Consider the following 11869-nt stretch of genomic DNA (forward strand, 5'->3'; position numbering starts at 1 on the left):
TTTGTCAGGCGTGAGCCGGCATCCAAAACGAAAAGGGCCCCGGCAATTGCCGGGGCCCTGCAAGTCGGTCCGAGGGGCAGATTACTCTGCGTTTTCCTCATTCTTTTCTTTCTTCTCGGGAACGATCTCTTCGCCGGTTTCCTGATCGACCACTTTCATCGACAGGCGAACCTTGCCGCGATCGTCAAAGCCCAGCAGCTTGACCTTCACTTCCTGACCTTCCTTCAGAACATCCGACGGATGGTTCAGGCGGCGGTTTTCGATCTGGGACACGTGCACCAGACCGTCGCGCTTGCCAAAGAAGTTCACGAAGGCACCGAAATCGACGATCTTGACCACCTTGCCGGTATAGACCTGACCTTCTTCCGGTTCGGCCACGATCGACCAGATCATGTCATAGGCCTTCTTGATCGATTCCCCATCGGGCGATGCGATCTTGATGACGCCATCGTCGTTGATGTCGACCTTGGCACCCGAAACCTCGACGATCTCGCGGATGACCTTGCCGCCCGAACCGATCACTTCACGGATCTTGTCGGTCGGGATGTTCATGGTCTCGATGCGCGGCGCGTGGACCGAGAATTCGTTGGTCTCGGACAGGGCTTTGCCCATCTCGCCCAGGATGTGCATCCGGCCGTCCTTGGCCTGTGCCAGGGCGGTTTCCATGATCTGAGGCGTGATGCCCGCAACCTTGATGTCCATCTGAAGCGAGGTGATGCCGTTTGCAGTACCCGCAACCTTGAAGTCCATGTCGCCCAGGTGGTCTTCGTCACCCAAGATGTCGGTCAGAACTGCATAAGACCCGTCATCTTCCAGGATCAGGCCCATGGCCACACCGGCAACCGGGGCTTTCAGCGGAACACCCGCATCCATCATCGACAGCGAACCGCCGCAGACAGACGCCATCGAGCTTGAGCCGTTGGATTCAGTGATCTCGGACACCACGCGGATGGTGTAAGGGAAATCGGTCGGCGCAGGCAGAACCGCCTGCAGCGCGCGCCATGCCAGCTTGCCATGGCCGATTTCGCGGCGGCCGGGCGAACCCACGCGGCCAACTTCGCCAACCGAATACGGAGGGAAGTTGTAGTGCAGCAGGAAGTTCGATTTGAAGTTGCCATGCAGCGCGTCGATGAACTGCTCATCGTCGCCGGTGCCCAGCGTGGTCACGGCCAGCGCCTGAGTTTCACCGCGGGTGAACAGGGCAGAACCGTGTGTGCGCGGCAGCAGCGAGGTTTCGGCTTCGATGGCACGCACATCGGTGGTCGAACGACCGTCGATGCGCTTGCCGCCCTTGACGACGTCACCGCGCAGAATACCGGCTTCCAGCTTCTTCATCGCCGAACCAAGGTTGGCGTCTTCCAGCTGTTCCTCGGTCAGCGCTTCCTTGATCGTTTCACGGGCAGCGGCAACAGCGGCGGTGCGCTCCTGCTTGTCGGTGATCGCGAAAGCGGCGCGCATCTGCTCTTCGCCGGCGGCCTTAACTGCAGCGTAGAGGTCCGAGTAATCGGGTGCGACGAATTCAAACGGCTCTTTCGCGGCTTCTTCGGCCAGCGAAATGATCAGGTCGATCACCGGCTGGATCTGTGCGTGCGCAAAGGTCACGGCGCCCAGCATTTCGGCCTCGGACAACTCGTACGCTTCCGATTCCACCATCATCACGGCGTCTTTGGTGCCGGCCACAACCAGATCCAGACGCTGTTCAGGGTTCAGGCGCAGGTCCTGCATGTCATCCACGGTCGGGTTCAGGACGTATTCGCCATCCACGAAACCGACGCGGGCACCGGCGATCGGGCCCATGAACGGCGCGCCGGAAATGGTCAGCGCAGCCGAAGCGGCAATCATCGCGACGATGTCGGGATCGTTGACCAGATCGTGGCTCAGCACGGTGCACATCACCAGAACTTCGTTCTTGAAGCCGTCAACGAACAGCGGGCGGATCGGACGGTCGATCAGACGCGCGGTCAGCGTCTCTTTTTCGGTCGGGCGCGCCTCGCGCTTGAAGAAGCCACCCGGAACCTTACCGGCGGCATAATATTTCTCTTGGTAGTGTACGGTCAGCGGGAAAAAGTCCTGACCGGGTTTTTGCGCCCGTGCAAAGGTCACGTTTGCCATGACGCTGGTTTCGCCCAGCGTGGCAATCACGCTGCCGTCAGCCTGACGGGCAACCTTGCCGGTTTCCAGTGTAAGCGTTTCCTCGCCCCACTGCATCGATTTCGTCGTTACATCAAACATATGCGTATCCTAGAAGGGAGCACTCCCGCCCCTGCGGGTCTCCCGTTTTGCATGGCGGCCCCATTGCCGCCGACCCCACTTTATCTTCCATTCGAGTGCCGGGGTCATGGCACAACGTCTCAGATGACAGCGCCCATACAGGAGAATGATGCGGATTGAAAGTTGGAATTGTCGCAAGAGCGACGCGCACCGTCACGCGTCCGCAACCTGGTCCACGATCGGCGGGGCCATGCCCAACAGGTCCGGAATGTCCCGGTGTCCTGGCGGCAGGATCGGTGTCACTGCCAGAATATCGGGCTTGGCCTCGATCTCTGCGGTGCGCGACCTCACCCGCCCGGCAGCCTCGGGCTGGCCTGCCCGGCGCAGGATTTCGGCCTTGAGTGCCGGGAAAACCCCGCAGGTGGACCTGAGTTCGATCGACGTGTCGATATGCTCCAAAGCCGCCTCGAACCGCCCGTCCAGCATTGCCGCAAGGGCGGCCAGAAAACACACATAGGGCCGGTCCATGTCGCTTTTGAAACTGCGGAAGTAAGGGACCAGCACCGTTTCGACCCCCGCAAAGTCCCCTTCTGCCAGCGCCAGTTCGGCCTCGACCTCGAACCGCAGGTGATAATCCGGGTTCAGCGCTGCAACCCGGGCGTTGTTGCGCCGCGCCCCAACGAAATCTCCCAACACGTTGATCATCACCTCGGATCGCACCTTGCAGACAAAATCGCTGCGCGGGGCGTTCTCGATCGCAATATCCGACAGCTGCACCATCCGCTCCAGAATATCTGGCGCAGGCGGTTGCACCCCACACCGGATCAGGCGCAACCGGGCATGCACCCACATGGCCTGCGCCATTGGGTCGTTGGGCGACAGATCCAGACATCGCTCCAGCAGCTCGATCGCCTTGAGATACCCCTTGATCGACCCGCGATAAAAGTTCTGCGCCGCCCGCGCCCGCAATTCGGACGGGTTCAGCGCATCATCCGGCAGATCGGACGTTCGCTCTGCATCGCGGGCATTGATTTCGGTGCGCAGATCCTCGTCACAGACCTGCGCCGCCTCCGTGATCAGGTCATACAGGCGATCGGGCCTGTCCTCGAACCGGTTCGACCAGAATACCTGCCCGGTGCGCACCCTGACCATCGACACCACCAACTGGGCCGAGTTGCGCAGGCTCAACCGGCTTTGCAAGCGATACGTCGGCGCAGGGCTGGCACCCTCGGCGACAGAAGACACCTGGATCCCGGTGCGACGGGACAGGCGATAAATCATCTGCTCGCGAAACTCGTCGGCCGGTTCCCTCAGTTCCGTACTGTCCGGTGAGATGCGGGTGCGCTCAACCCCGATGACCGGAATTTCATCGCGCCCCTCGGGATTGCGGATTTGAGGCCGCCATTGATGCGCCTGCACCGGATACGAGATGTTCTTGAGTTCGAATGTCCCCGCTTCGGAAAACTCCGCCGCCAGCGACCTGTCGAGTTGCCGCCGGGTCTCCTCCGAAATCATGATCCCGCCCGGCGGGGCTTCGGATTGCAGCCGGGCCGCGATGTTCAGGCAGGTGCCATACAAATCCGCTCCATCATCGACATATTCGCCGATGTGGATGGCCGTTCGGATATTGATCGACGTGTTCCCGCCAAGCTCGGTCTGCATCGCGCGCGCGCATTCCACCGCATGGGTCGCGGCGTCGAATCCCACGATCCAGCCATCCCCCATGCGCTTCAGGACCGCTCCGCCATGGGTCGAGACCGCAGGTTCAAGACAGTGTTCGTAAAGTTCGCGCACCGACGCGATCGTGGCGGCCTGGTCCGCCTCCATCAGGCCGGAATACCCGACCACATCCGCAGTCAAAATGGCCGCAAGCCTGCGCCTCATCTCTGGCCCCTCCCGTGATCCGGAATCTAGACCAAATCGGTTCGGGCTGTCATCAGCGACGGCGGGCCAAAACGAAAACGCCCGCCGGTTGGCGGGCGTACAAACCGGACAATGCCGGTTTCAAAACCTGTACGAATTGTACAAATGGCGCGCTTAGCGGCGAATGCCCAGGCGCTTGATGAGGTCCTGATAACGGGCCTCTTCCTTGCCCTTCAGATAGTCCAGCAACTTGCGGCGCTGTGCCACCATCTTCAACAGACCACGGCGTCCATGGTTGTCTTTCTTGTGGGTCTTGAAGTGTTCGGTCAGCGTGTTGATGCGCGAGGTCAGGATGGCAACCTGGACTTCCGGCGAACCTGTGTCACCTTCCTTGGTTGCGAACTCTTTCATAACACGTGCTTTTTCTTCAACAGTGATCGACATCGGGGTCTCCTTTGAGGTTAGAGTGAATGGCGCAGGCCGGGATGTCGTCCAGCACAGGCCCGTGGAGAAATCCGCCCTGATTCCAGAACAGATGGGCGCGTATAAGCGCAATTACAGCAGATAGCAAAGGGATTTTGCCGCCTACGCATCGAACCCGTATTGCGACAGATCACTCTCGCGTATCAGCTGGATGTCCGAAGCCGAAACCACACCATCCCCATAGAGCGAGGCAATTTCCTGCCCGGCAACCAATACATGGGTCAGACGCGTGTTCTCCTCGTCCGGCTTGATCTCTATCTCGGGCGGCTCATCCTGATCCCAGGTCACCAGCAGTCGGTCTTGGCCCGGCTCGAAATCCATCACCGTCACGGCGTTCTCCATCGCCTCTGCGCCGACAATGATACTGTCCGCATCTTCGCCCGAAGTCACGATATCTCCTTGACCCGCCAGAATAATATCTTCTCCCGAACCACCATTGAGATAGTCGACCTCTGTCTCGCCGACCTCTCGACCGGTCAATACATCCCGCCCGTCACCGCCAAACAAGCTGTCCGATCCGGCACCGCCCGACAGGCTATCGTCGCCGTCCCAGCCATGCAGAGCATCGTTACCCGCATCACCGGTCAAGTCGTCATCGCCCTGGCCGCCAGTCAACGTGTCCTCGCCATCGCCCCCGGCAATCGAATCGTCACCGAAATCCCCAAAAAGCGCATCATTTCCACTGCCGCCCGCAAGTTGATCATCCCCAAACCCGCCATGGATTTCGTCATCATCTTCTTCACCCGAAATGGAATCGTCGCCTTCGGCACCCTGTAACGTATCATTTCCCGCCCCTCCGAAAATTCCGTCGTCACCGGCATATCCGTTGATCTGGTCATTCCCTTCGACGCCGCCCAAGTTGTTATCTCCGTCATCGCCTGCGATGACGAGATTGCCGTCAAAGTCGCTGATAATCGAAGTATCCCCCCCGGCAGAGGCGTCAAGGACACCGGAAGCATCGGACAGATCCTCAGGTTCCAGCAGATTGCCCTGCTCTTCCTCCCCCTCTAACTCGCCTTCGGTCTGGGCATCCGCGTTTTCATCCTCATCCGGCGTATCGCCACCGATCAAATAGGCTGCGCCGCCTAGGGCTGCAACGCCCAGCAAACCTGCAATCCAGAACATACCCGACCTCCGCACTAACAGCGCCCAAACAAGGGAAACATCCCATGTTTCAAGGACTTCGGTCAAAGCCGATCTGTGTAACTGGTTAATGACCCGTGGACGTTGCCCAGCGCTCGGGTTGTTGAGAATAGGCGATGTAAAGCGGATGTTTTGGGTGCCCCTCTTTGGTCAGCCCTAGGTGAAACAGGGGTTGACCAGTGCCCCGCAGCAACCGTTCCACTTCCGGCCCGCGTTCCAAATGCGATCCGTGGGTACCCCAAGCGGCAATGATTTGATCGGCCCAATTTACACCCGACAGTATTGCCGCGTCGTTCTCTGGCCCAACCGGATCGATGGCGGCGCGCATCTTGCGCGGGTCGGTGTCACGCCAGGCAAAGATGTTCGTGACTTGAAACGCACCGAAGCCCAGCGCGCGGGCGCGGCGTTCACAGCGCTCCACCGTGGGGTCGTTCTGCACCTCGGTTGCGGTCGAAGGGTTCAGCATGACGAAAAGCGCCCTGCGCCCCGTCTGATCCCAGATGCGGGTCAGGCTGTAGCGATAGCATTCGCAATCGGAATAGATGGCGGTCGAGGGCGCATCGCCCTTGGTGTGGCTTCGGGTGATCATCCTCGTGCGCATATCATACTCGGAATCCGCCCGCCACATGCATCCCGGCGGCAATCATTCTCAAAAGAGACGCCAGCCGAATCGAATGACAACATCCCGATGATAGATGGCCAGACAATGCTGGCCATCCATTGTATGTCCGTTCCGCAATTGGCTGAACGGTCGTCTGATCACGATCAGAGGAACCGGAAAACGATCGGGCAGTTGACGACGAAGCCTACCGAGCCGAAATCACCGCCTTCAAGCCCTGTGATCCAGCCACGTTCGACGAGGCCGAGGATCTGGAATTCCTCGGTTACGCGGCTCCGAATACCCTGCTCGATCGCTGCTTGCGTCCAGACACCCGGGTTCAGGTCCCAAAGCGGGCTGTAGTCGGTGGCCACGGTAGGAATGCCGCCCAGCACGTTCAAAGGCGTCCGGCCGTCGCTCAGGGCACTGTTGAGGCCCTGACGTTGCGGATTGTCGTCGCCTGTATGCCCGTTCACCATCACAAAAATGCGCTCGACCGGCGAAAACAGGCTATCATCCGCGCCAACATGAATGCTGGCCAGACCTGGCGCATAAGTTGCTCCTTCGAGTGCTGCCGGAGCGGGGTCGTTGGCATCGGTTGAGACATACAGAACAGGGCGTGCAAAGCTGAACCCGGCGGTCAGTTCGAGGGTGACAGAGCCTTCCTCGGGGCAAATTGAGATCACTTTGTCATGCACGACCGAATGATCGGCTTCGCCGTCGCAGAATTCGTTCAGAATATCGGCATCAACGTCGAACGCAATGATCGGCGCATTATAGATAAACCCGCCTGCGTTTTCGACCTTGACCAGTGGGCTATAGCTTTCATCTCCGACCGAACCGGGCTGGACGGCTTTGGGAGGAAAGAAATTCGGCGCGTCGCCCGGCGTCACGCTGCGTTCTGGAGAAAAATCGACAGTCCCGGAGGCAAACACGAGTTGCAGGTCTTCGGCGAGCGTCGCCTTGCGGACCGCATGCCCGACATCGGTATAGGTTAATTTCGGCGAGTAGTTCAGCCCCAGCGCTTCGGCATTGCCCTGGTCGTTGGTATCAAGAACGACATACCAGACCGTTTCACCGCTTTCCATCCGACCTTTGTAGAGGGGCAGCGTCACAGTACCTGCGTCGACATCGACCTGACCCGCTTTCAGCAGCTTGTACGGACCAATCAGTTCTTTTTGTACTTCCGAAGGGGCGGGACCGAAATAGGTCAAGGGAATGTCGGCACCAATGGACGGCGGCGCAGGTGCGACATCGCCATCGTCATCCGAGGCTCCGCCTTCGGCATAAACCCCAGACGCCAGAATGGACAACATGGCGGCGCTAAAAAGAGTCGTCGCACCTTTGTTGAATACTTGCATCACTCATTTTCTCCTTGTGATGGCCATGAACTCTTCACAGCTCCAATGTCGCGACAACTCGAAAGGCATTCGCCAATTCGGATCGCGGCACAAGTGACGTTTGGTCAACGCCCCATCAAATGCGATTCACAAGGATGTTGGTTCCAAATAGTTCATACTATGTCAGAAACGCGTGATCGGATCCGGCGTCAGGACGCAAACACCCGGCTTGGATGAAGTTCGCCGGATTTGTAGATGCCCACGGCCACTGCCTGGCCATCCAATGAAGCCCAGGCCTCGTCGCCGTATTCGACATCGGACGCAAAGACCATACCCGGATTACCATTGCGCAGACGGGTGGCGCCTTCGGGGGTGCATTTCAGTTCCGGCAGGTCGGACAGGCCGGTTTCCAACGGGTGCAGATATTCGTCCAGCGCGGTTGTTTTCGCCATTTCGTCAATCTGCTCGATGCTTAACCCGTCCTCGGCCTCGAACGGACCGGACCATATGCGGCGCAGTTCCTTGACGTGGCCGTGACAGCCCAGCGCTTCGCCCAGATCGCGGGCAATCGAGCGGACATAACCACCTTTGCCGCAGGTCATTTCCAGCACCACATGGTCTTCGTCGGGACGGTCGACAAGGATCAGTTCCTCGACCCAGAGGGGGCGGGCGGTCAGTTCCACATCCTCCCCATCGCGGGCCAGTTTATAGGCGCGTTGGCCGTCGATCTTAACCGCCGAGAATTTGGGCGGCACCTGCATGATGTCACCCAGAAACGGCGTCAGCGCCTGTTTGATATCGTCATCCGAGGGGCGCGCATCGCATTGCGCGATCACTTCGCCCTCGGCATCGTCAGTGTTGGTGGCCTGCCCCAGACGCACGGTAAAGGTATAGGCCTTCAGCGCATCGGTGATATAGGGAACGGTCTTGGTCGCCTCGCCCAAGGCAATCGCCAGAACGCCGGTCGCCTCGGGGTCCAGCGTGCCTGCATGGCCCGCCTTTTTGGCATCCATCGCCCAACGCACCTTGTTGACCACGGCGGTCGAGGTCATGCCCGCGGGCTTGTCCACCACCAGCCAGCCGGAAATGTCGCGACCCTTGCGTTTGCGTCCCATCATGCACCTTGAATCTTGCTAAGGCGCGCGAGTTAACGGATCACTCTGCCGCTGTCAATTTGCGGGCGTTTCTTCGACCACGCCGACAATCGGCCCCAGCGAGAATCCCAGATCCGAGCGGTTGCTGGCCCGCTCATACATCCGCGAGATATTGCCGTCGAAGAACAGCGCGTTTGGTGTGCCAAGCACATCGCGGAACAGACGCCCGAACTCGTGGAAGGTGACATAATCTTCCGAGATCGCAAACACCGCCTGTGTACCATCGGAACTGGTGCCGACCCCATTGCGGACATAAAGCGAGGTCGAATCGGGCAGGAAACGCGGGTGCAGTTCTCCGTCGATCACCAGCATTGGGCCGGATTGGGTGGCAAAGCGGCAGGTGGGGGCCTGATCCACGTAATCAAGCGTTTCAAACACATCCGCCCGGCCCTCCCGGATGCAGAACACGCCGTTGGGCAGTAAACCGAAATTGCCGGGACCGGGGTTGGCGATCACGCGCATCTGCTCCTGCCCGTCTTCGACATAATGGCCAACGGGTGACCGGTCGTCGTGATACATGCCCGCGTTCATTGCAAATGCCAGTCGTTTGCCTTCCGGGGCCAGCACTTCGTTGACCGTCGAAAAATGCCCCAATACCTGACCGTCTTTGCCGTTCAGAAACAGCCGCAGATCTTCATTGGCGGCATCGACGTTGCAAACCGTATAACGTTTGTCCTCATGGGTCAGCTTTTCACAAGTGACCGCACCTGCCTGCGCGGCCCAAAGAAGCGTCGCCAATGTGACGAACGTGCGGATCACTCGTCCAGATCGCGGCGCACCGCGTCCTGTTCGAACATGCGCCGGGTGTCGTCCAGACGGTCAAACGTGTCATCCAGCCGAAAGCGCAGATCGGGCGCGAATTTCAGGCCGATTTTCTTGCCGACCATGCGCCGCAGTTCACCCTTGTTGCGGGCCAGAAGTTCGATCACGTCCTCCTGCCCTCTGCCGCCAAGGGGCAGCACATAGGCGGTGGCGATCTTCAGATCGGGCGAGGTGCGCACCTCACCCACGGTGATCGACATGCGATTCAGGTCGGGGTCGTGGACATCTCCGCGCGCCAGAACTTCGGACAGGGTGCGACGGATCAGTTCGCCGACACGCAGCTGCCGCTGGGACGGGCCGGGGCCATCATGGAATTTGTTCTTTGCCATAATCCCCGATCTAAGCGCAAAGCGGGGCTTTGCCAAGCGGGCGCGAACCGGGTAGGAGGCTTTGAGCCGACTTAACGAAAAGGACCAGCGCAATGACCCATATTCCGGGGATCGTCATCACAGGGGCTTCGGGCCGTATGGGGCAGATGCTGATCAAGACCGTGATGGACAGCGATCAGGCCCGTCTGGTCGGCGTGGTCGAACGCAAGGACCATGGCTGGATCGGTCAGGATGTGGGCACGGTCATGGGCGGGCAGGCGCTGGGCGTTACCGTCACCGACGACCCGCTGGAGGCCTTTGCGCAGGCGCAGGCAGTGATCGACTTCACCGCGCCCGAGGCGACACTGGAATTCGCCGCGCTGGCGGCGCAGGCGCGCTGTGTGCATGTGATCGGCACCACCGGCATGTCCGACGAACAGATCGCAGCACTGGAACCCGCGTCGCGCCATGCGGTGATCGTACGAGCCGGAAACATGAGCCTTGGCGTCAACCTTCTGGTGCAATTGACCAAAAAGGTCGCAGCCGCGCTGGATGAGGATTTCGATATCGAGATCATCGAAGGTCACCACCGTCACAAGGTCGATGCCCCATCCGGCACCGCCTTGATGCTGGGAGAGGCCGCAGCCAAAGGGCGCGGGGTCAAACTGGCGGACGTTTCCGACCGGGGTCGGGACGGCATCACCGGCGCGCGCAAGCGCGGTGATATCGGCTTTCACGCTATTCGCGGCGGCGACATCGTGGGGGAACATGATGTTCTGTTCGCCGCCCCCGGAGAACGCATCGTTCTGCGCCATCTGGCCACCGACCGCGCCATCTTTGCCCGCGGCGCGCTGAAGGCAGCACTGTGGGGCCAGGGCAAGGCACCGGGTCAGTACAACATGGTGGATGTGTTGGGGCTGTAATCCATAGACGCCCAGGTTACAGGCGCTAAGATCTGTCTATGCGACGCCTGAAATCCCGCGTGTTCAACAGTGCCCTGTTGGTGGTGTTCTATCTGACGCTGCTGCCCTTCGTCGCGCACGGGATTGACATGATCGGCGTCGGGCTGTCTGAGGGCGCGGCACAAAAAAGCTACTTGTTTGCTTATGACCAGAGTGTCGCTAATGCGGCGATGATGTTGCATATCCTTTCCGGAACAGTGTTAGTGGCTCTTGTGCCACTGCAGCTGCTGAAAGGGCTTCGGCTTAAATTCAATCGGTTTCACCGCGGCTTGGGTGTGGCTCTGATTGCGTCAGCTTTGATCACAGGACTGGCAGGAATGACCTATATCCCCCTGCGGGGAACGATCGGTGGACCGATGATGTCTGCAGCGTTTTTCTTGTATGGGCTCTGTCTGTTCACTGCAGCTCTGATGGTGGCGCGCATGGCTATGATCGCGGATCGTGCTGGCCATTGGGTGTGGGGTCTGCGTCTGTTCTGGCTGGCGCTGGGGTCGTGGCTCTACCGTGTGCATTATACGCTTTGGTTTTTGATCACCGGAGGGCTTGGTTCCACGCCCGAATTCTCCGGGCTTTTCGACCGAATTCAGAATTTTGCTTTTTTTGTTCCTTATCTTGTCGCGGTGCAGATCTGGATTGTGGTCCGACCAAGGGCACAGCGCGATAGCCTAAACTTGTATCGAGACTACTCAGGGGTATAGGCTCGGCTAACCGGCGCCATCATTTCGAAAGCCGGGTATCCGGGAGATTACGTTATGATTAGATTTCCAATGATACTTCTGTCTGCCATTCTTGCGACAGCCGCCGACGCCCAACCCAGCGAGGCAGAGAAAAAAGCCCTTGAGGAATATTGCAGGGAAGACGTTGAGCGTCTTTGCAAGGGCGTGAAAATTGGCGGCGGTGCTATTGCGGAATGCTTAAAGGAACACGAACCCGAGATGTCGGTCGGCTGCCTAGAGGCATTAAAAAAAGCACGCGGCGAATAGGT

The 11869-nt window shown here is 59.4% G+C and carries 12 protein-coding genes; 3 read left to right on the top strand and 9 right to left on the bottom strand.

Annotated features, from left to right (window positions below):
* Positions 1-81: 81 nt before the first annotated feature.
* From pnp to rbfA, 9 genes are all read right to left on the bottom strand, one after another.
* A complete protein-coding gene (gene pnp / locus ACR0LZ_RS13170) occupies positions 82-2232 on the bottom strand; it encodes a polyribonucleotide nucleotidyltransferase (RefSeq protein ID WP_480750270.1) in 2151 nt (716 codons plus the stop codon).
* 192 nt (positions 2233-2424) lie between these two features.
* Positions 2425-4095, bottom strand: coding sequence for an adenylate/guanylate cyclase domain-containing protein (locus ACR0LZ_RS13175; protein ID WP_480750271.1), 1671 nt, complete (start codon positions 4093-4095; stop codon positions 2425-2427).
* Positions 4096-4248: 153 nt separating this feature from the next.
* On the bottom strand, positions 4249-4518 hold the full coding sequence (gene rpsO / locus ACR0LZ_RS13180) for a 30S ribosomal protein S15 (protein WP_480750272.1): 270 nt from the start codon (positions 4516-4518) through the stop codon (positions 4249-4251).
* Positions 4519-4659: 141 nt separating this feature from the next.
* The gene (locus ACR0LZ_RS13185; RefSeq protein ID WP_480750273.1) at positions 4660-5682 is read right to left on the bottom strand and encodes a calcium-binding protein; all 1023 of its coding nucleotides are present in this window, start codon (positions 5680-5682) and stop codon (positions 4660-4662) included.
* An 85-nt stretch (positions 5683-5767) separates the two neighbouring features.
* Positions 5768-6289: a DUF1643 domain-containing protein gene (locus ACR0LZ_RS13190; protein ID WP_480750438.1), complete on the bottom strand. Its 522-nt coding sequence runs from the start codon at positions 6287-6289 to the stop codon at positions 5768-5770.
* Between the two features lie 176 nt (positions 6290-6465).
* Positions 6466-7659, bottom strand: coding sequence for a hypothetical protein (locus ACR0LZ_RS13195; RefSeq protein ID WP_480750274.1), 1194 nt, complete (start codon positions 7657-7659; stop codon positions 6466-6468).
* Positions 7660-7847: 188 nt separating this feature from the next.
* Positions 7848-8753, bottom strand: a complete 906-nt coding sequence (gene truB / locus ACR0LZ_RS13200) for a tRNA pseudouridine(55) synthase TruB (RefSeq protein ID WP_480750439.1) — start codon at positions 8751-8753, stop codon at positions 7848-7850.
* Between the two features lie 54 nt (positions 8754-8807).
* Positions 8808-9551, bottom strand: coding sequence for a phosphodiester glycosidase family protein (locus ACR0LZ_RS13205; protein ID WP_480750275.1), 744 nt, complete (start codon positions 9549-9551; stop codon positions 8808-8810).
* Positions 9548-9943: a 30S ribosome-binding factor RbfA gene (gene rbfA / locus ACR0LZ_RS13210; RefSeq protein ID WP_480750276.1), complete on the bottom strand. Its 396-nt coding sequence runs from the start codon at positions 9941-9943 to the stop codon at positions 9548-9550. Before rbfA ends, ACR0LZ_RS13205 begins: the two co-directional genes overlap by 4 nt.
* A 92-nt stretch (positions 9944-10035) precedes the next feature.
* Between rbfA and dapB the strand changes: the two genes are divergently transcribed.
* The 3 genes from dapB (at position 10036) to ACR0LZ_RS13225 (ending at position 11867) form a co-directional block, all read left to right on the top strand.
* Positions 10036-10845 (top strand): 4-hydroxy-tetrahydrodipicolinate reductase, encoded by an 810-nt coding sequence (dapB, locus tag ACR0LZ_RS13215; protein WP_480750277.1) that lies wholly within the window; start codon positions 10036-10038, stop codon positions 10843-10845.
* 38 nt (positions 10846-10883) lie between these two features.
* Positions 10884-11582 carry a DUF2306 domain-containing protein gene (locus tag ACR0LZ_RS13220; RefSeq protein ID WP_480750278.1) on the top strand — a complete coding sequence of 233 codons (699 nt, stop codon included), beginning with the start codon at positions 10884-10886 and terminating at the stop codon, positions 11580-11582.
* 69 nt (positions 11583-11651) lie between these two features.
* Positions 11652-11867, top strand: a complete 216-nt coding sequence (locus tag ACR0LZ_RS13225) for a cysteine rich repeat-containing protein (RefSeq protein ID WP_480750279.1) — start codon at positions 11652-11654, stop codon at positions 11865-11867.
* The last annotated feature ends 2 nt before the right edge of the window (positions 11868-11869 follow it).

The organism is Ruegeria sp. CI1 (assembly GCF_056536925.1).

Excerpts from the sequence above, each read along its gene's own strand:
- pnp (WP_480750270.1), bottom strand. The coding sequence starts at position 2,232 with ATGTTTGATGTAACGACGAAATCGATGCAGTGGGGCGAGGAAACGCTT.
- ACR0LZ_RS13175 (WP_480750271.1), bottom strand. The coding sequence starts at position 4,095 with ATGAGGCGCAGGCTTGCGGCCATTTTGACTGCGGATGTGGTCGGGTAT.
- rpsO (WP_480750272.1), bottom strand. The coding sequence starts at position 4,518 with ATGTCGATCACTGTTGAAGAAAAAGCACGTGTTATGAAAGAGTTCGCA.
- ACR0LZ_RS13185 (WP_480750273.1), bottom strand. The coding sequence starts at position 5,682 with ATGTTCTGGATTGCAGGTTTGCTGGGCGTTGCAGCCCTAGGCGGCGCA.
- ACR0LZ_RS13190 (WP_480750438.1), bottom strand. The coding sequence starts at position 6,289 with ATGATCACCCGAAGCCACACCAAGGGCGATGCGCCCTCGACCGCCATC.
- ACR0LZ_RS13195 (WP_480750274.1), bottom strand. The coding sequence starts at position 7,659 with ATGCAAGTATTCAACAAAGGTGCGACGACTCTTTTTAGCGCCGCCATG.
- truB (WP_480750439.1), bottom strand. The coding sequence starts at position 8,753 with ATGGGACGCAAACGCAAGGGTCGCGACATTTCCGGCTGGCTGGTGGTG.
- rbfA (WP_480750276.1), bottom strand. The coding sequence starts at position 9,943 with ATGGCAAAGAACAAATTCCATGATGGCCCCGGCCCGTCCCAGCGGCAG.
- dapB (WP_480750277.1), top strand. The coding sequence starts at position 10,036 with ATGACCCATATTCCGGGGATCGTCATCACAGGGGCTTCGGGCCGTATG.
- ACR0LZ_RS13220 (WP_480750278.1), top strand. The coding sequence starts at position 10,884 with ATGCGACGCCTGAAATCCCGCGTGTTCAACAGTGCCCTGTTGGTGGTG.
- ACR0LZ_RS13225 (WP_480750279.1), top strand. The coding sequence starts at position 11,652 with ATGATACTTCTGTCTGCCATTCTTGCGACAGCCGCCGACGCCCAACCC.